Annotated in this window: 27 protein-coding genes and 1 tRNA gene; 20 read left to right on the top strand and 8 right to left on the bottom strand. The window is 65.9% G+C overall.

The genetic code is table 11. The annotated features are described in order from the left end of the window. Positions 1–9: 9 nt before the first annotated feature. From KQ693_RS04085 to KQ693_RS04115, 7 genes are all read left to right on the top strand, one after another. Positions 10–375 carry a bactofilin family protein gene (locus tag KQ693_RS04085; RefSeq protein WP_267262005.1) on the top strand — a complete coding sequence of 122 codons (366 nt, stop codon included), beginning with the start codon at positions 10–12 and terminating at the stop codon, positions 373–375. A 2-nt stretch (positions 376–377) separates the two neighbouring features. Next, positions 378–1235, top strand: coding sequence for an acetyl-CoA carboxylase, carboxyltransferase subunit beta (gene accD / locus KQ693_RS04090; protein WP_267262006.1), 858 nt, complete (start codon positions 378–380; stop codon positions 1233–1235). Beyond that, entirely contained in the window at positions 1219–2169 is a 951-nt protein-coding gene (locus KQ693_RS04095) for an acetyl-CoA carboxylase carboxyltransferase subunit alpha (protein WP_267262007.1), read from the top strand. The genes accD and KQ693_RS04095 overlap by 17 nt, the downstream gene beginning before the upstream one ends. A 68-nt stretch (positions 2170–2237) precedes the next feature. Continuing rightward, entirely contained in the window at positions 2238–3641 is a 1404-nt protein-coding gene (locus KQ693_RS04100; RefSeq protein WP_267262008.1) for a PEGA domain-containing protein, read from the top strand. Between the two features lie 60 nt (positions 3642–3701). Continuing rightward, positions 3702–4394 (top strand): NTP transferase domain-containing protein, encoded by a 693-nt coding sequence (locus tag KQ693_RS04105; RefSeq protein WP_267262009.1) that lies wholly within the window; start codon positions 3702–3704, stop codon positions 4392–4394. A 4-nt stretch (positions 4395–4398) separates the two neighbouring features. Further along, complete coding sequence (locus KQ693_RS04110) at positions 4399–4938, top strand: CBS domain-containing protein (protein ID WP_267262010.1); 540 nt, start codon at positions 4399–4401, stop codon at positions 4936–4938. A gap of 61 nt (positions 4939–4999) precedes the next feature. Continuing rightward, on the top strand, positions 5000–5239 hold the full coding sequence (locus KQ693_RS04115; RefSeq protein ID WP_015716251.1) for a ferredoxin: 240 nt from the start codon (positions 5000–5002) through the stop codon (positions 5237–5239). A 986-nt stretch (positions 5240–6225) separates the two neighbouring features. On the opposite strand, the gene KQ693_RS04120 is transcribed toward KQ693_RS04115, so the two are convergent. The 3 genes from KQ693_RS04120 to KQ693_RS04130 form a co-directional block, all read right to left on the bottom strand. Next, a complete protein-coding gene (locus KQ693_RS04120; protein WP_267262011.1) occupies positions 6226–6702 on the bottom strand; it encodes a GNAT family N-acetyltransferase in 477 nt (158 codons plus the stop codon). 87 nt (positions 6703–6789) lie between these two features. Continuing rightward, positions 6790–7011, bottom strand: a complete 222-nt coding sequence (locus KQ693_RS04125) for a cold-shock protein (protein WP_014516375.1) — start codon at positions 7009–7011, stop codon at positions 6790–6792. A 114-nt stretch (positions 7012–7125) separates the two neighbouring features. Continuing rightward, positions 7126–8175: a J domain-containing protein gene (locus tag KQ693_RS04130; RefSeq protein ID WP_267262012.1), complete on the bottom strand. Its 1050-nt coding sequence runs from the start codon at positions 8173–8175 to the stop codon at positions 7126–7128. A 163-nt stretch (positions 8176–8338) separates the two neighbouring features. Between KQ693_RS04130 and KQ693_RS04135 the strand changes: the two genes are divergently transcribed. Continuing rightward, positions 8339–9400, top strand: a complete 1062-nt coding sequence (locus KQ693_RS04135; RefSeq protein ID WP_267262013.1) for an aminotransferase class V-fold PLP-dependent enzyme — start codon at positions 8339–8341, stop codon at positions 9398–9400. Here KQ693_RS04135 and KQ693_RS04140 read toward each other — a convergent pair. Beyond that, positions 9392–10168: an undecaprenyl-diphosphate phosphatase gene (locus tag KQ693_RS04140; protein ID WP_475353407.1), complete on the bottom strand. Its 777-nt coding sequence runs from the start codon at positions 10166–10168 to the stop codon at positions 9392–9394. The genes KQ693_RS04135 and KQ693_RS04140 overlap by 9 nt on opposite strands. Positions 10169–10183: 15 nt before the next feature. Here KQ693_RS04140 and ispD point away from each other — a divergent pair, with 15 nt between their 5' ends. Genes ispD through KQ693_RS04155 form a run of 3 tightly spaced genes read left to right on the top strand, consistent with a single transcriptional unit; the run spans position 10184 to position 12196 of the window. After that, entirely contained in the window at positions 10184–10834 is a 651-nt protein-coding gene (gene ispD / locus KQ693_RS04145) for a 2-C-methyl-D-erythritol 4-phosphate cytidylyltransferase (RefSeq protein WP_267262015.1), read from the top strand. Continuing rightward, on the top strand, positions 10822–11640 hold the full coding sequence (gene ispE / locus KQ693_RS04150; protein WP_267262016.1) for a 4-(cytidine 5'-diphospho)-2-C-methyl-D-erythritol kinase: 819 nt from the start codon (positions 10822–10824) through the stop codon (positions 11638–11640). Before ispD ends, ispE begins: the two co-directional genes overlap by 13 nt. Then, complete coding sequence (locus tag KQ693_RS04155; RefSeq protein WP_219759271.1) at positions 11627–12196, top strand: hypothetical protein; 570 nt, start codon at positions 11627–11629, stop codon at positions 12194–12196. The genes ispE and KQ693_RS04155 overlap by 14 nt, the downstream gene beginning before the upstream one ends. A 50-nt stretch (positions 12197–12246) precedes the next feature. Here the strand turns inward: KQ693_RS04155 and KQ693_RS04160 are convergent, their stop codons facing one another. Both KQ693_RS04160 and KQ693_RS04165 read right to left on the bottom strand, forming a co-directional pair. Further along, positions 12247–12741: a CarD family transcriptional regulator gene (locus tag KQ693_RS04160; RefSeq protein WP_015716260.1), complete on the bottom strand. Its 495-nt coding sequence runs from the start codon at positions 12739–12741 to the stop codon at positions 12247–12249. After that, positions 12738–13307, bottom strand: coding sequence for a TetR/AcrR family transcriptional regulator (locus KQ693_RS04165; RefSeq protein ID WP_219759272.1), 570 nt, complete (start codon positions 13305–13307; stop codon positions 12738–12740). Before KQ693_RS04165 ends, KQ693_RS04160 begins: the two co-directional genes overlap by 4 nt. Before the next feature lie 73 nt (positions 13308–13380). Between KQ693_RS04165 and KQ693_RS04170 the strand changes: the two genes are divergently transcribed. Genes KQ693_RS04170 through KQ693_RS04180 form a run of 3 tightly spaced genes read left to right on the top strand, consistent with a single transcriptional unit; the run spans position 13381 to position 15157 of the window. After that, positions 13381–14094 (top strand): type 1 glutamine amidotransferase family protein, encoded by a 714-nt coding sequence (locus KQ693_RS04170; RefSeq protein ID WP_015716262.1) that lies wholly within the window; start codon positions 13381–13383, stop codon positions 14092–14094. Between the two features lie 36 nt (positions 14095–14130). After that, positions 14131–14631: a metal-binding protein gene (locus tag KQ693_RS04175; protein ID WP_267262017.1), complete on the top strand. Its 501-nt coding sequence runs from the start codon at positions 14131–14133 to the stop codon at positions 14629–14631. A gap of 58 nt (positions 14632–14689) precedes the next feature. Next, on the top strand, positions 14690–15157 hold the full coding sequence (locus KQ693_RS04180) for a TlpA family protein disulfide reductase (RefSeq protein WP_416376366.1): 468 nt from the start codon (positions 14690–14692) through the stop codon (positions 15155–15157). Here the strand turns inward: KQ693_RS04180 and tsaE are convergent. After that, the gene (gene tsaE / locus KQ693_RS04185) at positions 15086–15556 is read right to left on the bottom strand and encodes a tRNA (adenosine(37)-N6)-threonylcarbamoyltransferase complex ATPase subunit type 1 TsaE (protein WP_219759276.1); all 471 of its coding nucleotides are present in this window, start codon (positions 15554–15556) and stop codon (positions 15086–15088) included. The genes KQ693_RS04180 and tsaE overlap by 72 nt on opposite strands. A 28-nt stretch (positions 15557–15584) precedes the next feature. Then, positions 15585–15671, bottom strand: a tRNA-Leu gene (locus KQ693_RS04190). A gap of 228 nt (positions 15672–15899) precedes the next feature. Between KQ693_RS04190 and KQ693_RS04195 the strand changes: the two genes are divergently transcribed. Genes KQ693_RS04195 through KQ693_RS04220 form a run of 6 tightly spaced genes read left to right on the top strand, consistent with a single transcriptional unit; the run spans position 15900 to position 22549 of the window. After that, positions 15900–16535, top strand: a complete 636-nt coding sequence (locus KQ693_RS04195) for an ammonia-forming cytochrome c nitrite reductase subunit c552 (protein WP_219759277.1) — start codon at positions 15900–15902, stop codon at positions 16533–16535. Between the two features lie 8 nt (positions 16536–16543). Further along, a complete protein-coding gene (locus KQ693_RS04200) occupies positions 16544–19183 on the top strand; it encodes a 4Fe-4S dicluster domain-containing protein (RefSeq protein WP_267262019.1) in 2640 nt (879 codons plus the stop codon). Further along, positions 19173–20525 carry an NrfD/PsrC family molybdoenzyme membrane anchor subunit gene (gene nrfD / locus KQ693_RS04205; RefSeq protein ID WP_267262020.1) on the top strand — a complete coding sequence of 451 codons (1353 nt, stop codon included), beginning with the start codon at positions 19173–19175 and terminating at the stop codon, positions 20523–20525. Before KQ693_RS04200 ends, nrfD begins: the two co-directional genes overlap by 11 nt. Positions 20526–20534: 9 nt before the next feature. Further along, complete coding sequence (locus KQ693_RS04210; protein WP_219759280.1) at positions 20535–21053, top strand: DUF3341 domain-containing protein; 519 nt, start codon at positions 20535–20537, stop codon at positions 21051–21053. Further along, positions 21046–21561: a c-type cytochrome gene (locus KQ693_RS04215; RefSeq protein WP_219759281.1), complete on the top strand. Its 516-nt coding sequence runs from the start codon at positions 21046–21048 to the stop codon at positions 21559–21561. Before KQ693_RS04210 ends, KQ693_RS04215 begins: the two co-directional genes overlap by 8 nt. Further along, positions 21545–22549, top strand: a complete 1005-nt coding sequence (locus KQ693_RS04220) for a hypothetical protein (RefSeq protein WP_267262021.1) — start codon at positions 21545–21547, stop codon at positions 22547–22549. The genes KQ693_RS04215 and KQ693_RS04220 overlap by 17 nt, the downstream gene beginning before the upstream one ends. The last annotated feature ends 102 nt before the right edge of the window (positions 22550–22651 follow it).

The raw sequence follows: 22651 nt of genomic DNA on the forward strand, positions 1-22651 counted from the left end.
ATGGGGCGGATGCTGGGGAGAAGGCAGGCGGGGACCCTCACCTACCTGGGGCCCGACACCGAGGTCCTGGGGGACCTGAGGGCCAAGGGCCAGGTGCGCATCGACGGTCTGGTCAAAGGCTCGGTCTACGTGGAAGGGGAGCTGGAGGTGGGCCGTACGGGCCGGGTGGAAGGGGAAAGGGTGGAGGCAGGGAGCGTCCAGATCCACGGGGAGGTGAAGGCGGACCTGGTGGCGGCCAAGGTGAGCCTTTCCAAGACGGCCCGCTTCACCGGCACGGTGCGGGCCCAGGCCCTGGACGTGGAGGCGGGAGCGGTCTTCATCGGCCAGAGCCTGGCGGGGGAGACCAAGGCCCTCGAGGCTCCCAAGGAGGCATAAGCGTGGCCCTAGAGCGGCTGTTCCGAAGAAAAAGGCCCAGCGGGGGGAACCGGGACGTCCCCGAGCTCTGGACCAAGTGCGAGGCCTGCGGGGCCCAGCTCTACAAGAAGGAGTTCCGGGAAAACCTCTACGTCTGTCCCAAGTGCGGCCACCACCACCGGGTGCCCGCTTCCGAAAGGGTGGAGATGCTGGCGGATCCCGGTACCTTCCAGGAGATCACCGGGCTTAGGCCCCGGGATCCTTTAGGCTTCGTGGACACCAAGCCCTATGCGGAAAGGCTTAGGGCCTACCAGGAGGAGACTGGCCGCAAGGACGCCATCCTGGGGGGTACCTGCACCATCGGCGGGGTGCCTGCGGTCCTTCTGGTCATGGACTACGCCTTCGCCGGGGGGTCCATGGGGAGCGTGGTGGGGGAGGAGATCGCCCGGGGGGCGGAACGGGCGGCGGCGGAGGGCCGGGCCCTGGTGATCGTGGCGGCCTCGGGCGGGGCCAGGATGCAGGAGGCGGCCCTTTCCCTCATGCAGATGGCCAAGACGGTGATGAGCCTGGACCGCCTCTGGGAGAGGCGCCTTCCCTACGTTTCCATCCTCACCGACCCCACCACCGGGGGGGTCACCGCCAGCTTCGCCGCCCTGGCCGACGTGATCTTCGCCGAGCCCGGGGCCCTGATCGGCTTTGCCGGGCCCAGGGTCATCCGCCAGACCATCCGTCAGGAGCTTCCCGAGGGCTTCCAGCGCTCGGAGTTTTTGCTGAAGCACGGGATGGTGGACCGGGTTACCGATCGCAGGAAGCTCAAGGCCGAGCTGGTCCGGGCCCTTCGTCATCTGCACCCTGGGGTTCCCTATGCCGTTGGAGTTTGAAAAGCCCATCCTGGAGCTGGAAAAGCGCATCGCCGAGCTAAGGGAAACGGCCCGCACCACGGGGGTGGACCTCGAGGCGGAGATCCGCCTCCTGGAGGAACGCCTGGCCAGGCTCAAGGAGGAGGTTTACGGGAGCCTCACCGCCTGGCAAAGGGTGCAGCTGGCCCGGGCCCCGGGCCGCCCCACCACCCTGGACGTCCTGGAGAAGGCCTTCCAGGACTTTTTGGAGCTCCATGGGGACCGGGCCTTCGCCGACGATCCCGCCATCGTGGGGGGGCTCGCCTATTTGGAGGGCCAGAAGGTGGTGGTGGTGGGCCACCAGAAGGGGCGGGACACCAAGGAAAACCTCTACCGCAACTTCGGCATGCCCCATCCCGAGGGGTACCGCAAGGCTATGCGCCTCATGGACCTGGCGGACCGGTTCGGCTATCCTTTCCTCTCCTTCATCGATACCCCGGGGGCCTACCCGGGGGTTTCCGCAGAGGAGCGGGGCCAGGCCTGGGTCATCGCCCAGAGCATCCAGCGCATGAGCCGCCTGAAGGTGCCCGCCGTCGCCCTCATCCTGGGGGAGGGGGGCAGCGGGGGGGCCCTGGCCATCGGGGTGGCCAACCGGGTCCTCATCATGGAAAACGCCTGGTACTCGGTGATCAGCCCCGAGTCCTGCGCCGCCATCCTCTGGCGGGATGCCAAGGAGGCCCCCAAGGCCGCCGAGGCCTTGAAGCTCACCGCAAGGGACCTCCTGGCCCATAAGGTGGTGGACGCCATCGTCCCCGAGCCCGAGGGCGGGGCCCACAAGGACCCCCTTAAGGCCATCCAGAACATCAAGGAGGCTCTTCTGAAGACCCTCGAGGAGCTCAAAGGGCTTTCCCCGGAGGAGCTTTACCAGGACCGTTACCGCCGCTTCCGCACCCTTGGGGCCTACGCCGAGTCTTAAGGGGCCTTGTCCCTTTTCCCTCAGGATTTTCACAGGGAAGCTTTAGCCTGAGGGCGGAGGTGAGGATTATGCGGAAACTCCTTTTGGCCATCCTGGGTTTGGGGGCGGCGTTGGCCCAGCAGATAAGCCCCCAGGGGATCATCGTGAATCCCGTGCCCACCGACCTTCAGGTGAAGGTCTGGGTGGACAAGGACCCCGGGAAACGGGGAGGTGCGGTTTACCAGATCGGTGAGCCCATCTTCATCTACGTGAACGTGAACCAGGATGCCTATGTCTACCTTTTCAACATCAACGCCGACGGCAAGATCGACCCCATCCTGCCCAACGCCTTCGAACGGGGCAACTTCCTCCGGGCCGGGGAAACCCGGCGCTTTCCCCCGGAAGGGGCCCGCTACCGCTACACGGTGACGGGTCCCGAGGGTGAGGACCGCATCCTGGCGGTGGCGAGCAAGCGCCCCCTTTCCCTGGGGGAGATCCTGGATGTGGAGCGCAACCAGGTGCGGGTCCAGGGGGCGGAGGGCTTAGCCCGGGCGCTTTCCATCGTGATTGAGCCCATCCCCGACAAGGACTGGGTCACTGACGTGGCCCGTTACTTCGTGGGCCGGGTCACGGCTCCCCCTCCCACCCCGGCCACGGCCACCCTGGTGGTGGACTCGAGGCCCGCCGGCGCCGAGGTCTACCTGGATGGGCGGCTTTCCGGGCGCACCCCCGTTAGCCTCCAGGTGAACCCGGGCCGGCACGAGGTGGAGCTCCGGCTTTCCGGCTACCAGCCCTACCGGGTCACGGTGAACCCCAGGCCCGGGGAAAGGGTCCAGGTCTTCGCCCAGCTGGTGCCGGAGGCCAGGCAGGGGACCCTTGCCGTCACCTCCAGCCCTTCCGGGGCCGAGGTGTACGTGAACGGCGCCTTGCGGGGCCGCACCCCCTTGCGCCTGGTGCTGGAAGAGGGAACCTACCAGGTGGAGCTCAAGGCCCCGGGTTACGAGCCCTACCGGGCCACGGTGCGGGTGGAACGGGGCCGGGAGACCCGGGTTTCCGCCACCTTGAGGCCCATCCGCACGGGGGAGCTTTACCTGGAGGCCAGGCCCGAGGGGGCCGAGGTCTACATCGACGGCCGCTTGATGGGCCGGGCGCCTTTAAGGATGACCCTCGAGGCCGGTCTCCATGAGGTGCGGGTCCTGGCCCCCGGCTACGGGGAGTACCGGGCCCAGGTGGAGGTGCGCCCCGGGGAGTCCGTGAGGCTTTACGTGGAGCTCGTGCCGGTGCGGGCGGTGTTGGAGCTTTACCTGAACGTGGAGGCCCGGATCTTCCTGGATGGGGAGGAGGTGGGGGTGGCCAAGGGAGGCTACCTGCGCCTCGAGGCGCCCTTCGGCGAGCACGAGCTCACCCTGGTGGCCCCCGGGTACCGCACCCTGGTGGAAACGGTGCGCATCACGGGGAACCAGGTGCTCCGGTTTACCCTTAGGCCCCTTTAATGCCACCCCACCCCGGCGATGCCGGGGTGGGGGTCCCGGCAAAACCTTTAGCATAGGGATGTGGAGGCCATTGTCTTAGGGGGTGGCGAGGAGGCTTGGGCGGGGAAGTACGGGGTGCGGAGCAAGGCCCTGGTCCCCTACCGGGGAAGGCCCATGGCGGAGTGGGTGCTTTTCGCCTTGAAGGAGGCGGGGCTTTCCGTGGTCTACGTGGGGGAGAACCCGGGGCTAAGCCCCTCCCCCCGCCTGACCCTGCCCGATGGGGGAAGCCTGCTTGGGAACCTGGAGGCAGCCTTGGAGCACGTGGAGGGGCGGGTCCTGGTGGCCACCGCCGACATTCCCCACCTCACCCCGGAGGCGGTGCGCTATGTGCTGGAAAAGGCCCCGGAGGCTGCCCTCGTCTACCCCATCGTGCCCAAGGAGGCGGTGGAGGCCCGTTTTCCCCACACCCGGCGCACCTACGCCCGCCTTCGGGAAGGGGTGTTCACCGGGGGAAACCTGGTGCTTCTGGACAAGGAGCTTTTCTACCAAGCTATGCCCCTAGCCCAAAGGGTGGTGGCCCTGAGGAAAAGCCCCTTGGCCCTGGCCCGGCTCATCGGTCTGGATATCCTCCTCAAGCTCCTTCTGGGCCGGCTTTCCCTCTCCGAGCTGGAGGGTAGGGCCAGGAGGATCCTGGGGGTGGAGGCCAAGGCCCTCATCACCCCTTACCCCGAGGTGGGGGTGGACGTGGACCGGGAGGAGGAACTGGTAAGCTAAGCCCATGCGCACGGTGAAGGAACTCCGCCTGGCCGGGCTTTTCGCTTATCTAGCCGCCTTGGTGCTGGGCCTTCTCTTCTCCTACCTCCTGCACTCCCTCCTCGGGGGTGGGGGCAGGCTAGGGTGGGAAAGTTTTAACTTTACCGGCCTCGTGGAGGGGCTGGGGTTTCTCTTCTTCTTCACCTTTGCCCTCTACGTGGCCAAGAAGGCGGTGCGGGTACCCTGCACCACCCTGCTCACCGCCGGGCTCCTCTGGCCCACCCCGGCCCGCCGCCTGGCGAGGCCCCTGCCCCGGGTGGAGGCCCTCGAGGCCTACGAGGGCCGGGGGCTGGCCCTGCTGGTGCACGAGGGGCGGCCGGTGGGGCTACTGGGCCTCTCCGACCACATCCTGCCCCTGGAGGAGGTGCCCAGCGTGGAGGCCGAGGTGGCGGTGAGCGAGCTTTCCCCCCTCTTCCTGCGGCAGCCCCTGGTCCTGGTGGTCAGGGGGGAGGAGGTGGTGGGGGCCATCTCCCGGGAGGCCTTCTTCCGGCACCTGGGGGCCTAGGCGGTTGACAAGGGGCCTTCTGCCCTAAAATAGGGGGGAGCGGTAGCTCGGGAGGTGAAGGATGCCGCACGTGATCTGTGAACCCTGCATCGGCGTAAAGGACCAGTCCTGCGTGGAGGTCTGCCCCGTGGAGTGCATCTACGACGGGGGGGATCAGTTCTACATCCACCCCGAGGAGTGCATCGACTGCGGGGCCTGCGTACCCGCCTGCCCGGTGAACGCCATCTTCCCCGAGGAGGATGTTCCCGAGCAGTGGAAGTCCTACATCGAGAAGAACCGCAAGCTGGCTGGGCTAGGCTAGGTCTACCTTTAGGCTTTTGCACTGTCCCCCGGTGAGAACCGGGGGCTTTTTGGTTACTTGCGTGTTTTGATGTTTTTGATTAAAGTGGAACGGGGGCCACTTAAAGAACAAATTTCATAACCCCCGAAGCAAGGAGGCTGGACTATGATGAAGAGGTTTTATCTGGCTTTTGGGCTGGCAGGCTTGCTCTCCTTCCTTTTGGCCAGTTGTGGTGGGCAAGGAGGTGGGGATAGCAGGAGGATTAATGCGAGCATGGGCACTTGGAATTATGGAGGCCAGAACGTGGGATTTTTCGCCATACTTTGGGCAGACCTGGCTCAACCTACTTCTGTTGATGGATTTACCTTTGCTGTTACTGGTCCCAATGGCTTTTCCTTTTCCTGGCCTTCTGTTAGGAGGGATTTCTTTGGACCTATGTTTAGGTTTGTTAGGAGTTCGTTGGTTCCTTCCTCAGGTACCTACACTATAACAGCGAGTCTGGGTTCCGGGTTTAGCCGACAGATAACTATTAGCGCTACGTCAATCCTTCCCCAACCCCAGAACATAACTGTTCAGGCAACCCAGAACTCCGCGACCATTACTTGGTCACCCGTTCCCGGGGCCAAGTCTTACCTGGTAGAACTTTGGCTTTTGGATCAAAATGGCAACCTCCTTGCAAGGCCCTTTGGTTGGTACACCGCGGAGACGCAGGTACAGTTCAGCCAAGCGGCCCAGATCACTCTTCCCCCGGGTGACTACCGAGCCTATCTTTGGGCTTTTGGCGTAGACGTTACGCGACTAACAACTAGTGGCCAGGCTCCCCAACTTGATCCGCAAGTTAATCTGTCCAGTGGATGGAGTTCGCAGGTGATTCGGGTCCAGTCCGTAGGGACCCTTAAGGTTCTGGATCTTCCCGTTCTTAAGGAGCCAACGATGGATGGCGAAGGTGGTTGGCCCGAGTGAAGGATTAGGGCTTTTTGGCCCCATGGGGGTTCCTCATGGGGCCTTTATGTTAACTCCCGCACGTACCAGCTCAGGGTGGGGCCCCCGTCCTTCACGTGACGGAAACCCTGGGCCTGGAAGAAGGCCTTGGCCCGGGCGTTGTTGCCGTAGACCACCGCATAAAGCCGCTCGGCCCCCGTCAGGTGCTGGAGGAGGTGCTCCAGGGCCCTTCGCCCCAGGCCCTGCCCTTGGCGGTCTTCCCGGATGAGGAGGAGGCTTAGGGTGGCGTCCTCAGGCTCGGGGTAGCGGAGCTTGTAGTCCAGGTAGCCCACCGCCTCCTCCTCCAGGAAGAGGAGGAAGGCCCGGCGGCGCTCGTCCTTCTCCAGGGTGGCCAGGTCCCGGGCCACGTCCTCGAGGGCCGGGGGTTCCATACCGATCAGGGCGAAGTACCCGGGGCTTCGCAGGAAGAGCTGGTGCAGGAGGGGAGCGTCCTCTGGGAGCACCGGACGTAAGCTCAGGTTAAGGGTCCGCATCCCTCCCATGCTACCGGCTGGGGTCTGAGAAAGGGGTGATAGCTTCCCCAAAAGGAAACCGCCGTGGGTCTTCCCCACGGCGGTCCGGGTTGCCCTTTACCTGCGGGCCGGCTCCACCACGGTGACGTTCACCGCCTGGGGGCCCTTGCCGTTCTTGCCCGGCTCCACGTCAAAGGTGACGATGTCGCCCTCGTTCAGGGTGCGGAACCCCTTGGCGTTGATGGCGCTGAAGTGGACGAACACATCCGTGTCGCCCTCGCGCTCGATGAAGCCGTAGCCCTTCTCCGCATTGAACCACTTGACCCGACCCTTCTGCATACTGCTCCTTCTCTTCCGAGCCCCAAGGGCTCGTATCCGGGGCCTTAGGGGTTGCTTTAGACCCAAGGGGCCACCCTATAGCGACCCGGAATGCCTCACTATACCACGAAGGACCTACTTGCGGAAGAACCCCCGTAGCCTCTCGAAGAAGCCTTCGGGAGCCACTTCCTCCCCCACCTCCTTGGCGTAGGCCCTGAGGAGCTCCTTGGCCTTGGGGCTGAGATGTTTGGGCACGGAAAGCTCCACCACCACCCGAAGGGCTCCCCGCCTGGCCTCCCCCGGGTAGGGAAGGCCTTCCCCGGGAAGCTCAAAGACCTCCCCGTGTCCCGTGCCCGGGGGGACCTCCAAGGGGATGGGGCCCGAAAGCCCCGGGATCTCCACCCGGGCGCCCAGGGCCGCCTGGGCCAGGCCAAGCTTGAGCCGGTAGACCAGATCCGCCCCTTCCCGCTCCAGGTAGGGATGGGGGCGGATCTTCAAGCGCACGTACAGGTCCCCGGGCCCGCCGGGCCCCAGGTTTCCGTAGCCCGGTACCCGCAGGAGGTGGTTCTCGTCCATGCCCGGGGGGATTCGTACCCGGGCCCGTTCCTCCCGCGCCACCCGGCCCCGGCCCCGGCAGACGGGGCAGGTTTCCGCCAGGAGGTGGCCCTGCCCCTTGCAGTGGGGGCAGGTGGAGCGGGTGACGAAGGCCCCGAAGAGGCCCTGGCGGTAGCTTTCCAGCACCCCTTTTCCCCCGCAGGTGGGGCAGACCACCCGCCTACCCCCCTGGCCGCCGCAGGCCTCGCAGGGGACGAGGCGGGCGTAGGCCACCTCCACCTCCTTCCCCTTGAGGAGATCTTCCAGGTCCACCTTCACCTGGGCCTCGAGGTCCTCCCCCCTGGGGGCGGTGCACCCCGTGCGGAAGCCGAAGACCTGGGCGAAGAGGTCAAAGAGGTCCTCGGTGCGGAGCTCCGGTGCCCCTAAAAGCCCCCGGTCGTACTGGGCCCGTTTCTCGGGGTCGGAGAGAACGGCGTAGGCCTCGTTGATCTCCTTGAAGCGCTCCTCCGCCTCCTTGTCCCCGGGGTTGCGGTCGGGGTGGTACTGGAGGGCGAGCCTCCGGTAGGCTTTCTTGATCTCCTCCTGGGTGGCTTCCCGGCCCACCCCCAGGATGGCGTAGTAGTCCTTCATCCAGGTAGCACTTTACAAGGAAAGGGGCCTTGGGCTAAAGTGGGCCTCAATGAGGCTCCTGCGAGCTATCCGGTAGGGGGCCCCTTCCTTCGGGAAGGGCCCCCCCGGTATCGCCGCGGGGGCTTTTCTTATGCCCGCTTCCGGCGGGAGTAGAGGAGGCAAGATGCTGCTTCTGACCCCTGGACCCACCCCCATCCCCGAGCGCGTGCAAAAGGTTCTTCTCCGTCCCATGCGGGGCCATCTGGACCCCGAGGTGCTGGCGGTGAACCGAGCCATACAGGAGAGGCTTGCCCGGCTCTTTGACCCCGGGGAAGGCGCCCTGCTGGCGGCTTTGGCGGGCTCGGGAAGCCTGGGCATGGAGGCCGGCCTCGCCAACCTGGACCGGGGCCCGGTCCTGGTGCTGGTGAACGGGGCCTTCTCCCAGAGGGTGGCGGAGATGGCCCAGGTGCACGGCCTGGAACCCGCGGTTTTGGAGTTCCCTCCGGGCGAGCCCGTGGACCCGGAAGCGGTGGCCAAGGCCCTAAAGGCCGGGCGCTACCGCATGGTGGCCCTGGTCCACGGGGAGACCTCCACCGGGGTGCTGAACCCGGCCCGGGAGATCGGGGCCCTGGCCAAGGAGGCCGGGGCCCTTTTCTTCCTGGATGCCGTGACCACCCTGGGGATGCTTCCCTTCTCCATGCGGGAGATGGGGGTGGACTACGCCTTCACGGGCAGCCAGAAGTGCCTCTCCGCTCCCCCGGGCCTAGCCCCCATTGCCGTGAGCCTCGAGGCCCGCAGGGCCTTCACCGGCAGGCGGGGCTGGTACCTGGACCTCGCCCGGGTGGCGGAGCACTGGGAGCGGGGCGGCTACCACCACACCACCCCGGTCCTCCTGCACTACGCCCTGCTGGAGGCCCTCAACCTGGCCCTGGAGGAGGGGGTGGAGGCCCGGGAACGAAGGGCGAAGGAGGTCTACGCCTGGCTGCTTGGGGAGCTAAGGGAACGGGGTTTCCGCCCTTACCCCAAGGCCAGCCCCCTGCCCACGGTGTTGGTGGTGCGCCCCCCTGAAGGGGTGGAGGCGGACCGCCTGGTCAGGGCCCTTTACGCCCAGGGGGTGGCGGTGGCCGGGGGGATCGGGCCCACCCGGGGGCAGGTTTTGCGGCTCGGCCTCATGGGGGAGGGAGCCCGGAGGGAGGCCTACCAAGAGTTCCTGGAAACCCTGGATAGGGTTCTGGCCCTAGCGTAGGAAGAAGTAGGCGTAGACCAAGGCCAGGGCCATGCGGTAATAGGCGAAGGGCCTGAAGCCGTGGCGCTCCACGAAGGAAAGCATCCAGCGCACGGTGAGGAGGGCGGTGACTAAGGCGGCGAGGAAGCCCATCCCAAGAAGGTTCCAGCCCCCTTCGGGTACCGCGGGAGCGCTTTTCAGGAGGTCGTAGCCTACGGCGGCCAGCATGGTGGGAAGGGCCAGGAGGAAGCTGAACTCCGCCGCTGCCTTGCGCCTCAAGCCCAGGAGGAGGCCTCCCAGGATGGTGGCCCCGCTCCGGCTGGTGCCGGGGAAGAGGGCCGCCAGGCCCTGGAAGAGCCCGATTAAGGCCACCCGGGCTAGGGGAAGCTCCAGGACATCCCCGTGGCGGGCCCGTTCTGCCAGGCGGTCGGCCAGGAGGAGGACCAGGCCCACGGAGAACAGAAAGAAGACCACGATGCCGTCGTTTCCCAGGATTTTCCCCTTGATGAGGGGGTAGAGGAGGAAGCCCATGGCCGCGGTGGGCAGGAAGGCCGCCCCGATCCTGAGCCAGAGGGCCCGGTCCACGGCGAAGCGCCTTCCGTAAAGGAGGAGGATGGCCAGGATGGCCCCAAGCTGGATGGCGATGAGGAAGGTCTTGAGGAAGGGATCCTCTTGGATGGGCAGGCCAAGGAGGTGGAAGAGGAGGGTCAGGTGGCCGGTGGAGGAGACGGGCAGGAACTCCGTGAGCCCCTCCACCACCCCTAAGAGAAGGGCTTCCCAAAGGCTCATGGGGCTCATGCTACCATGGGAATCGTGGAGGTTTCCGTCCTGATCCCCGCCGCCGGGAACGGGGAGCGGCTGGGTCTTGGGCCCAAGGCCTTCCTGCGGGTGGGGGGGAAGACCCTCCTGGAGTGGGCCGTGGATGCCTTCCGGGAGGCGGCGGAGGTCCTGGTGGCCCTGCCCCCTGGGGCTCCCGTCCCCAAGGGGCTTCGCGCCACCTTTTTGGAGGGGGGCAGAAGCCGGCAGGAGTCGGTTTCCCGCCTCCTGGAGGCGGCGAGCCTCCCTCTGGTCTTGGTCCACGACGTGGCCCGGCCCTTCGTGAGCCAGAGGCTGGTGGGGCGGGTCCTCGAGGCCACCCGCGCCACGGGGGCGGCGGTGCCGGTTCTGCCCCTTCCCGACACCCTCATCCGGCCGGAAGGGGAGGGGTATGGGGAGGTGGTGCCCCGGGAGGCCCTGCGCCTGGTCCAGACCCCCCAGGGTTTCTTCACCGCCCTCTTGCGGGAGGCTCACGCCTACGCCAGGAAGCGGGGGCTTTCCGCCACCGACGACGCCCAGCTGGTGAGGGCCCTGGGCTATCCCGTGGCCCTGGTGGAGGGGGAGAGGGCCGCCTTCAAGATCACCTACCCCGAGGACCTGCCTCTGGCGGAGGCTCTGGCGAGGGTATGGAACGCCTAGCGGTGGCCAAGGTGAACCTGGGCCTCTCCCTCCTGGGGAGGAGGCCGGATGGCTACCACGAGCTCCACACCCTCTTCGCCAGCCTATCCTTCGGGGACCGGCTTTTCCTGGAGCCCATCCCCGAGGGGATCGAGTTCCGCGGGCGGTATGGGCGAAGGAACCTGGCCTACCGGGCGGCAGCGGCCTACCTGGAGGCGGCGGGCTGGCCCGGGGGGGTGCGCATCGTCCTGGAAAAAGCCCTGCCCGAGGGGGCGGGCCTTGGCGGGGGGAGTTCGGATGCCGCCCAGGTGCTTCTGGGCCTCAAGGAGCTCTATCCGGCGGAGGTGGACCTATCCTCCTTGGCCCTTTCCCTGGGGGCCGATGTGCCCTTCTTCCTCCAAGGGGGGGTGGCGGAGGCCCGGGGGGTGGGGGAGAGGCTTAGACCCCTTCCCCTTTCTCCCTTGCCGGTGGTGGTCTTCTCCTTGGGCTTGCGCCTTCCCACCCCCAGGGTGTATGCGGAGGTGAAGCCCCACGATTTCGGGCCCGAGCTTCCGGTTTCGGAGATCCTCGAGGCCCTGGAGAAAGGGGAGGAGCCACCCTATTGGAATAGCCTCGAGGGCCCTGCCTTCCGGCTTCATCCGGAGCTGAGGGAGGTGAAGGCCCGGCTTAAGGCCTTAGGCTTGAGGGGGGTTTTGATGTCGGGCTCGGGGAGCGCCTTCTTCGGCCTGGCGGAGGATGAGGCCCAGGCCAAGAAGGCGGTGGAAGCCCTAAGGCATGCCGGTTATGCCCGGCAAGGGATTCTGGGGGGAGGGTATGGGGTTATTTAGGGAGCTTTTTGGGTGTTGTCCGGATGCCTTGGAGGAGATCAAGTCCTTGCCCCTCCGCTGGGACGAGGAGCGGTTCAGCTTCTGGCTTAAGCAGGATTTCCCCTTTGTGGAAGCCCTGTACCGCTTTCAGGTGGGGCTTCTTAAGGAGGCTCCCCATCCCCACCGGGCTCCTTTGGTCCAGGCCCTCATGGCCACGGTGGAGGAGCTGGACTGGCTTCTTTCCCAGGGGGCGGATCCCAGGGAGCCGGTTCACCCGGTGCGGCAGGAGTACATCGCCCTGCTCCGGGAGATGGAGGGGTTTTCCTACCCTTACCGCCTGGTATTCTTTTACTTTTTGAACCGCCTTTTCCTGGAGGCCTGGAACGCCCACGTGGAGGGGGATGGACCCTGGCAGGAGCTTGCCGAGCACTGGTCGGCCCCCGAGTTCCAGGCGGTGCTCTTCGACCTGGAGGTCATGGCCCAGGGCCAGGTGGAGGGGCTGGATGCGGGGGTCCTGGAGCATTACCTGGCCCGCATCCTGGAGATGGAGAAGAAAACCTGGAGCCTATTGCTGTGAAAAGAGTGTTACCGAGGCCCCCACCCTGGCAAGGCCAGGGTGGGGTGGTGTTAGTTCAGCTCTTCGCCCCAGGCCTCCTCGAAGAGACGCTTGGCCTCCTGCACGGTGATCTCCAGGGTCTGGGAAACCTCCTCCGCCAAAAGGTAGATGGCCCGCCTGAGGGCCTGGCGGTCCAGGTCCGGTAGGCCCCGTTCCAGCTCCCAAGCCCTGAGCTGCCCGGCCATCTGGGCGATGCGGTAGGGGTTCCCGTCCGCCAGGATCTCGCTGGTCTTGCGGTGCCGGGCGGCCCACTGTTTGGGCAGGGGCATGCGCCCGTTCTTTAGGAGGTCTAGGATGACCGGCACCTCCTCCGGGGCAAGGGCCTTGCGCATGCCCACGCTTTGGGGAGCCTCCACGGGTACGTAGGCCTTGGAGCGGGAACCGGGAAAGTCCACCTGGTAGTAGGCCCGGCTGATGCCGCTCACGCTTCGCTGGGCTATGCCCGCCACCACGCCGACCCCGTAAGGGGGCAAGACCACCTTGTCGCCGGGACGGAACTCTTTCACGGCGCGACTCCTTTCCGGAACACCTCCATGAGGTGCTCCAAATAAGCCTCCACCTCCAGCTGGGGGGTGCACCCCAAGGCCGCGATCACGTGGGCGGTGGCCCTGGGGGAAAGCTCGGGGCGCACGGCCCCTTCTTCCTGGCCGCTTCGCACCAGCTCCTCCAAGAGGTCCAGGTAGTGCTGGTGGAGTCCCTTGAGCCAGGGGGTTGGGTCCTCCATGGCCTCCCGGGCTACCGCTGCCCACAGGCCCCGCCACTCGGCGATCCAGGCCAGGCGCTTCTTCAGGAGGCCTTCGAGGCGCACAAAAAAGGGCGCCTTTTGGCGCACCACCTCCTCCACCTCCCGGTAAAAGGCCCAGGTGCGTTCCTCCACCAGGCTTTTCAAGAGGTCCTTCTTGTCGCGGAAGTAGAGGTAGATGGTACCCTTACCCACCTCCGCCCGCCGGGCCACCTCCTCCATTTTCAGCCCGGAAAGCCCCATCTCCCGGAGGATTTCCAAGGTGGCCTCGAGGATGGCCCTCTTTTTATCCTTGGAGAGCGCCCCCGGGGGGGATACCATCGCGGCCACGCCCTTAAGTCTACCACACCACCCTTTTCCTTTCATGAGGAGGGGATTACCCTAAAGGTATAGGAGGTCAGGTATGCGTCAGGGCTTTTTCGCCTTGCTGACCGCCGATCCCCTTCGGGGGGCCTTGCGCCCGGTGGAGGCCAGGCTCCTGGAGGAGGCCCGCGGGGAGGCTCTTTTCCTCGTGCCCTATCCTTTGCGGGACCTGGCGGAGGCCTGGCGGCTCGCTTACCGGAGCCTGGGCCTGAGGCGGGGAAGGGTCCTCTACCTCAGGCGGCGGGAGGAGGCCTTTGACCCCGAGATAGCCCAGGCGGTGGCGGCGAGCCCCCTGGTGCTTCTGGCCGCCGAGGGGTTGCCGGAGTTTTTGGATCTCATCCGGGGAAGCCTCCTTCTCCAGGCCCTTTTGGAGGTCCACCGCCAGGGGGGTGGGGTTGTGGCCTTGGGGGAGGCGGCGGGCCTTCTGGGCGAGGCCGCCTTTTACTCCCTGGAGGGGGAGGTTAAGGCCGCCTTGGGCCTGGCCCTCTTGAGAGGTCTGGTCTTCCTTCCCCGGGTGGAGGAACGGGGGCGGTTCCTGGCCCTTTCCCGCCTGGTGGCCGACAACCCCGATCTGGTGGGGTTAGGCCTTCTGGAGAACACCGCTCTTCGCCTCCTAAAGGGCCTGGGAGAGGTCTGGATGGGAGGGGTGACCCTGGTGGATGCCGGAGGGGCGGAGTACACGGGCCGGGGGGTGAAGGGGCTCAAGGTGGACGTCCTCTCGGCGGGGGAGCGCTTCCCCCTGCCCGCCCTTTGAGGAGGGCGGGGTCCCTTCCTCCGGTAACATGGCCCTATGCCCTCGGGGCGGGTGCACGAGGCCATTAACCTGACGGTCCTGGGCGGGGGGGCGGTGGTCTTCCTGGCCTACGGGGGCTCCCCGGAGGACCCCCGGGGCTTAGCCTTCACCCTGGCCTATCTGGCGGGCACCTTCCTCCTTTCCCCTGATCTGGACCTGGCGGAGAAGGGCACGCGGTCCCAGCGCCGCTGGGGCCTTTTGGGCCTTTTCTGGCGTCCTTACGGCTGGCTTTTCCGCCACCGGGGGCTTTCCCATACCTGGGTGCTGGGGCCCTTGACCCGCCTGGGTTACCTGGCGGGGCTTCTTTTGGCCCTGGGGTACCTGGCCCAGGGGCTTGCCAGGTACCTGGGGATGGGGTTTTCCCTGAAGCTCCCCTCCTGGCCCTGGGAGGTCTGGGGCTTCGCCCTTTTGGGCTACTACCTTTCCCAGTGGCTCCACCTGGTGGCGGACGGCATCTGGCCCGACCACGACCTTAAGCGCTTGCGGCGGCCAAGGTGAGGTGGTTTACATACCCATCCCCGCTAGGGTAAACAATGGAAGCATGCTAAGGCGATGGATGGGGTTCCTTTTGCTTTTGGGGGTGGTCCTTGCGGTGCAGCCGGGCCAGCGCATGCCCGAGTTCGCCCTTCTGGATTCCAAGGGTAACCTCGTCACCCCCGCCACCATGAAGAAGCCTGCGGTCATCGTCTTCTGGGCCAGCTGGTGCCCGGTGTGCAAGGCGGAGTTCCCGGGGCTTCACCGGGTGGCGGAGGAAACCCGGGTGCCCTTCTACGTGATCAGCCGGGAGCCCAAGGACACCAAGGAGGTGGTGCTGGAGTACATGAAGGCCTTTCCCCGGTTCATTCCCTTGCTGGCCTCGGACAGGGACAAGCCCCACGAGGTGGCCAACCGCTTCAAGGTCCTGGGCCAGCCCTGGACCTTTGTGGTGGATGCCGAGGGCAAGGTGGTGGCCCTATTCGCCGGGCGGGCCGGGCGGGAGGCCTTGCTGGATGCCCTCCTCCTGGCGGGTGTGGAGCTGCCATAGCTCCGCCCGGCGCACCTCCCCTTGGGGGCTGAGGCGCAGGAGGAAATCGGCCTCGAGGAGCCCGGGGTCCCCCCACTCCGCCAGGAGGAGGCGGGCTTCCTCCCGGGCCGCTTCCAGCTGGGGCAGGAGAGCCCTTTGATCCTTCAGGCGGTAGAGGTCGGCGTGGACCAAGGGGCCTTCCGGGGTGGGGTAGGTGTGGATCAGGGTGTAGCTGGGGCTGGTCACCCTTCCCTTAAAGCCCAAGGCCTCGGCCAGAAAGCGGACGAAGGTGGTCTTGCCCGCACCCAAGGGGCCCTCCAGGACCACCAGGGCCCCCGGGGGGAAAAGGGCCAGGGCTTCCCGGGCCAGGGCCTGGGTGTCCTCGAGGGTCTTGAGGGTGCGCTCTAGGAGAAGCCGCATAAAGGAAAAAGGCCCCGCAGGGCCTCTTTGGTGCCGGGAGCGGGACTTGAACCCGCACGCCCTTGCGGGCACCACCCCCTCAAGATGGCGTGTCTACCAGTTCCACCATCCCGGCAGGGTGCGCCTTACGCGCAAGCCTTAGTTTAGCAAAAGCCTCCTCCTTGTCAAGGTTTGCCGGGGTTTGGGACATTTGTCCCTTCCCCTTTCCGCTAGTGTACCCATGAGAAGACCTTGCTAAAGGGTAGGCACGGGTAGGGCCCATTCGCTTATGAAAAAACCCACGCCCCTTGATTGACCCCTTGCTCCTTTGCCCGTAGCCTTGGCCCTTAAGACCGGAGGTGGCATGCGGCGGCGCAACCGATGGGTAAAAACCTTCTTCTGGGGAACGGTTCTAGGGGTGTTCGCGCTACTGGTGGTGGTGTTTTCCGGGGTGGCGGTGGGGGCCTTTGAGTACCGCACCCAGCCCGTGGAGCAGCCCGTGCCCTTCAGCCATGCCTTCCACGCTGGAGGGTTGGGGCTTTCCTGCCGCTACTGCCATTCCAGCGTGGAGCGGGCGGCCTACGCGGGCCTGCCCCCCACGGAGGCCTGCATGACCTGCCATACCTTTATCAAGCCCGATAGCCCTAACCTGGCGCTGGTGCGGCGAAGCTGGGAAACCGGGGAGCCCTTGCGCTGGAACCGGGTCATCAACCTGCCGGACTTCGTCTACTTCAACCACGGGGCCCACGTGGCCAAGGGGGTGGGGTGCGCCGAGTGCCACGGACGGGTGGACCAGATGGCGGTGGTCCGCCAGCCCCAGGCCTTCACCATGAAGTTCTGCTTGGACTGCCACCGCCAGCCGGAAGCCCACCTCAGGCCCAGGGAGCAGGTCTTCAACATGGCCTACACCCCGGATCCCGGGCTGGGCAAGAAGCTGAAGGAGATCTACCAGGTGCGTTCGGCCGAGGCCCTTACCAGCTGCAACACCTGTCACCGCTAGGAGGCTTCATGAGGGAACGGCGCGGTTATGAAGAAGCTTTGGAGCGGGAGCTCTTCCGTGAGGAGTTTCCCTTTGGCCCCGTGTCCCGGCGGGGGTTCTTGGTCTTGGGGCTTTTGTCCCTTGCGGCCTGTACCCCGGTGGTGCGGCGGAAGGGGATACCCTACGTGCGCCAGCCGGAATGGGTGGTGGAAGGAGGAGAGGCGGAGTTCGTCACCGCCATTGCCCATGCCGGCTTTGCCGAGCCGGTGCGGGTAAAGGTCTACCAGGAAAGGCCCCTCTTTATGGCGCCTTTGGAGAGGGCCATGAGCCCCTACCCCCTGGCGGGCCTTTACGCCCTATACGATCCGGCCCGTCAGGGTAAGGCCCCGGACTGGGAGGGGTTTTATGCCGCCTGGCGGCGGGCTTTGGCGGAGGGGGAAACCCTTTTGGTCCTGCCCCGCACCACCTCCCCCAGGCTCGTGGGTCTTTTGGAAAGGGCCCAGGCCCGTTTCCCCAACCTTCGGGTAGCCCGATTTGAGGCCTGGAGCCTGGAGAACATCTACCTGGGGGCGGAGGCGGCCTTCGGGCAAAGGGCCTGGCCCGTCTACGCCCCGGAGAAGGCGGAAACCGTACTCCTCCTGGACGTGGAGGCGCACGAGCACCCGGCGGGATACCTCTGGTGGGAGGCCTTAAGCCGCAGGCGCCTTCCACCCATGAACCGCATCTATGCGGTGGAAAGCGGGGCCAGCCTTCTGGGAAGCATGGCTGACCACCGCCTGGCCTTAAAGCCTAGCCAGGTGGAGGCGTTTATCCTGGCCCTGGCCCAGACCCTGGGGGTGGTTCAGGGAAGCCCGGCCTCGGACTACGGAGGATTCCTTTCTGCCCTGGCGGAGGACCTGCAACGGGGTGGGGTGGTCCTGGCCGGGCCCCAGCTCTCCCCGGGGGCTCAGGCCTTGGTCATGGCCATCAACTGGGCCCTTAAGGCCCCGGTGCGCTATGTGGAGCCTCCGGAGAAGGAGGCGGCCACGCCTAAAGCCTTCCAGCAGGCCGGGGAGGCCGAGCGCCTGGTGTGGGCGGCGGAGGGTCCCTTGCCCAGCCTCTCGGGCAAGGCCTTCTCCGCAGCGCTTTCCCTGTATCCCAACAAGGCTGCCTCCTGGAGCCTTCCCCTGGCCCATCCCCTCGAGGCCTCGGGCCAGCACCGGGATGCCGAGGGCCGGCTCTGGCCCAGCCAAGCCCTCATCCAGCCCCTGTGGGGTGGGAAAACCCTGGAGGAGGTGCTGGCGGGGCTTCTGGGGGAGGAGCTTCCCGCCCTTTCCCCCGAGGAGAAGCGGGCCCTGGTGGAGGGAAGGCCCTTGGCGGAGGCCCAGGAGGTGCCCGTGGAGGTGCGCCCCGGCCTGGAAGGCCGCCTTCCTCCTTTGCGGAAGGAGGCTCCTTGGGAGCTTACCCTGCGCCCCGACGCCAGCCTTTACGACGGGCGCTACCGGGACAATCCCTATTTGCAGGAGCTTCCCAGGCCCCTAAGCCGCCTGGTCTGGGACGGGGCCTTGCTCTTAAGCGAGGAGGATGCCGAGGCCCTGGGCCTTCTTGCGGACATCCAGGCCCGGGAGCGGCGGGCGGATCCCAAAAGGCCCCTCCTACGGGTTAAGGCTGGGGAAAAAGAAGCCCTCCTTACCCTCTGGCCCCTTCCCGGCCTGCCCAAGGGGAGCGGAGTAGCTCCTCTTTCCCACTTCTTCCACCCCGAGGGGGTGGTCTGGCCCATGGAGGTTTCCCCCACGGGCCGGGACTATCCCCTGGTTTCCACCCAGTACCACGGGTACCTGGGGGAGGTGGAGGCGGTGAAGGTGATGGAGGAGGCCAAGGCCCTCGAGGCCGAGCCGGAGAAGGAGAAGCGGATCTCCTTCTACCCCCCCTGGCCCCAAGGGGAACACGCCTGGGCCATGACCGTGGACCTAAGCCGGTGCCTGGGGTGCGGGCTTTGCACCCTGGCCTGCCAGGTGGAGAACAACATCCCCGTGGTGGGCAAGGAGGAGGTGGCCAAGGGGCGGGAGATGCACTGGATCCGCATCGACCGCTACTTCACCGAGGAGGGGGTGGTGCACCAGCCCGTGATGTGCCAGCACTGCGAGAAGGCTCCCTGCGAGGCCGTCTGCCCGGTGGCGGCCACGGAGCACTCCAGCGAGGGCCTGAACCTCATGGTCTACAACCGCTGCGTGGGCACCAAGTACTGCTCCGCCAACTGCCCCTACAAGGCCCGGCGCTTCAACTTCTTCCCCTACGGGGAGGCCTTCGTGGGCAAGGGGGACCCCCGCAGGGCCCAGGAAAGCCCCCTGGCCCTCCTCATGAACCCCGAGGTGACGGTGCGGAGCCGCGGGGTGATGGAGAAGTGCACCTACTGCGTGCAGCGCATCGAAAGCACCCGGGCCAAGGCGGCTATGGAGGGGCGGAAGATCCGCACTGGGGAGATCAAGACCGCCTGCCAGGAGGTCTGCCCGGGGAAGGCCATCCACTTCGGGGACCTCTTGGATCCTGAAGACCCCATCCAGGCCCACCGGAAGGAGGGACGGCACTACGCCCTTTTGGAGGAGGCCAACACCTGGCCCCGCACCACCTACCTGGCCCACCTGAGAAACCCCAATCCCAAGCTGAAGGAGGGGAAGCATGGCGCATAAGGAACCCCATCCCGACCACGACCTGATCCAGGGGGAGTGGACGGAGAAGACCTTGGTGGAAAAGCTTCTGGAGCCGGTGGAGAAGCCAGCCCCCAGGCCCTGGAGGGTGGTCTTGGCCGTGGGGGGGGCCTTGACCCTGGCCTGGCTTTACGGTCTTTTCGTCACCTTCGTGAAGGGCCTCGGCACCTGGGGTATCAACCAGCCTGTGGCCTGGGGGTTTGACATCGTGCACTTCGTCTGGTGGATCGGCATCGGCCACGCCGGGACCCTGATTAGCGCCATTCTGGTCCTCATGCGCCAGAACTGGCGGGACTCCTTGAACCGGGTCACCGAGGCCATGACCCTGTTTGCCGTGCTGGCGGCGGCCACCTACCCCCTCATCCACATGGGCCGGCCCCAGCTCTTCTACTGGGTCATGCCCTACCCCACCCACATGGCCCTCTGGCCCCAGTACAAGAGCCCCCTTTCCTGGGACGTGCTGGCCATCATGACCTACCTCACTATCTCCACCCTCTTCCTCTACCTGGGCTTGATCCCGGACCTGGCCCTCCTCAGGGAGAGGAGCAAGGGCTGGCGGCGGAAGCTGTACGGCTGGCTCTCCCTGGGCTGGACAGGGAATGCCGTCCACTGGCAGCGCTATAGGGCGGTCTATGTGCTCCTGGCGGGCCTCGCTACTCCGGTGGTGATCTCCGTGCACTCGGTGGTGAGCATGGACTTCGCCTACGGCCTGGTGCCGGGCTGGCACCTCACAGTCTTCCCCCCCTTCTTCGCCTCCGGGGCCATCTACTCGGGCTTCGCCATGGCCCTTACCCTGATCATCCCCCTCAGGAAGTGGTACCGGCTGGAGGGGGTGATCACCGACCGCCACCTGGACTGGATGGCCAAGGTGACCCTGGCCTCGGGCCTCGGCGTGGCCTACATCTACCTCCTGGAGATCTTCATCGCCTGGTACGCGGGGGAGCCCGCGGAGTGGGCCCAGCAGCTTTGGCGCATGACCGGCCCCTACGCCCCCTACTACTGGGCCATGATGCTCATCAACGTGGTCCTTCTCCAGACCCTCTGGTTCCCCCGCTTCCGCAAGAACCTCACCTGGCTTTTGATCTTCTCCATCCTGGCCAACGTGGGCATGTGGCTGGAGCGCTTCGTGATCGTCATCATCAGCCTGTCCCACGACTTCTTGCCCGGGAACTTCCACCTTTACTACCCCACCTGGGTGGACTGGACCCTCTTCCTCGGGACCATCGGCTTCTTCCTCTTCGGCCTTTCCCTTTTCATCCGCATCTTCCCCCCCATCGCCGTGGCGGAGATGGTCCACCTGTTCCACCGCCTGAGAAAGCACTAGGAGGGGCCCATGCTGTATGGACTCATGGCCTACTTTGACTCGGCGGAAAGGCTTTTAGAGGCCTTAAGGGTGCTCAAGGGGAGGGGATACCGCCACCTCGAGGCCCTCACCCCAAACCCCGTGGAGGGGATCGAGGAGGTCCTGGGAGGGGATGGGCGTATACCCTGGATCGCCTTCGGCCTGGGGGTTTTGGGGGTGGGCCTGGGGCTTTTCCTCCAGATCTACACCACCCTGGACTATCCCCACAACGCCGGGGGCAAGCCCCTTTTGGGCTGGCCCGCTTTCATCCCCGTGACCTTTGAGCTCACCATCCTCACCATCACCGTGGGGATCTTCCTCTTCCTCCTCTACATGAACGGCCTTCCCCTGGCCGCCCATCCCGCGGTGAAGGCCAAGGAGTACGTGCGGGTCCTTCTAGACGAGTACGGGGTCTTCGTTTACGCCACGGACCCCCGGTTCGACCTGGAGAGCACCAGGGCCCTGCTTCGGGAACTGGGGGCGGAGGTGGAGGAGGTGCGGCGTGACTAGGTGGCTTCTTCTCCTGCTCCCCCTCCTTTCCGCCTGCGGCTGGATGTGGAACCAGCCCAAGGTGAAGCCGTTTCGGGAAGCACCCCTCCAGGTCCAGGTGGCCCCGGAACGGGTGCGCTTCGGGGAGAACCTGAACCTGGAGGTGCGCACCGGGCTCAAGCCCGAAGGGGGGTTCGCCGACAACCCCTACGCCTTCACGGACGGGGAGCTTTTGCGGGGCAAGGTCCTCTACCGTTCCTTCTGTGCCATCTGCCACGGGCTGAACGGGGAAGGGGATGGGCGGGTGATCCCCTTGGGGATGCCCAAGCCCCGCTCCTTCCTGGACCCGGGGGTGAAGTCCATGCCCGAGGGCTACTTCTACTTTGCGGCCACCAATGGCTTTGGCCGCATGCTCTCCTACAAAAGCCGCATCCCGGAGAGGGAACGCTGGCTCATCGCCCGCTACATCAAGAGGTGCCTGCAGGAGGAGGCCTGCCCTCTGGAGGTGATCAATGCAGAGGTCTATTGAGGCAAGCCGTTCGGGTTTCCTGTTCCTGGGCCTGGTTCTTTACGCTTTAGCCTTTTTCTTTGGGGCTCCGGCCGCTTACTTTCCCTTCGCCTTCTTCCTTCTCCTTTCCTTGGGGGCGCTTCTGGTGCTCCTCCTGCACAACGCCTTAAGAAGCCGCTGGGGTATTCCCCTGGAGCCTTACCTTTATCCCCTGGCCCGCCTCCTTCCCCTCATGGGGCTTTTGGGCCTGCCCTTCTTCCTCTTCCTGCCGGAGCTTTTCCCCTGGGCCCGGCCCGGGGCCGCGTTGGATCCCATTCTGGCCCACCGCTCGGGGTACCTGAACGCCCCCTTCATGCTCCTTCGCTACGTCCTCTTCTTCACCCTCTTTTCCTGGATCCTCCTGAGGCTGAAACCCGGGGAGCACCGGGCGGAGGTGGGGGCCTGGGGGCTGCCCTTGGCCTTTGCCGCCGCCACCTTCCTCACCTATGACCTCTTCATGGCCCTCGAGGCTCACTTTTACTCCGCCTCCTTCGGGGCCATCCTCCTTCTTTCCGCCACGGTTCTGGCCCTGGCCGTGGCCGTGGCCCTGGCGGCCCGCAAGGGGACGCCTGCCCTTATGGGCCAGGCCCAGAACCACACCAACCTCCTTCTCGCCCTTTCCATCATCTGGATCTACGTGGAGGCCACCACCCTGATCATCATCTGGGGAGGGGACCTGCCCCATGAGGTGGAATTCTACCTGAAGCGCCTGGAGGGCCCTTGGGGCACGGTGGCCGCCTTGTGGGCGGTGGGGGGGTTTTTCCTGCCCTTCCTTTACCTCCTCACCAACCTGCCCAAGCGGAAGGCCCGGTATCTCCTGCCCGTGGCCCTTTGGATCCCCGTCTTCCGCCTTCTGCACCTGGCCTGGTACGTGCTCCCCGCCCTGGGGCGGGGGGTGGGGATCGGGGAGGTGTTGGGCTTCCTGGGCCTTGGCCTCTTCTTCCTCCAGCGCCTGCGGAACCCCTCCTGAGGATGCTCTAAGCCAGGGATGCCCTTGCGTGCGAGGACGGGGCATTTGCACCTACCTTCACAAAAGGGATGGGTGCATCCTGGACTTAGGGGTACACGGTAA

Source organism: Thermus brevis (assembly GCF_026427635.1).
Classification (GTDB): Bacteria; Deinococcota; Deinococci; order Deinococcales; family Thermaceae; genus Thermus; species Thermus antranikianii.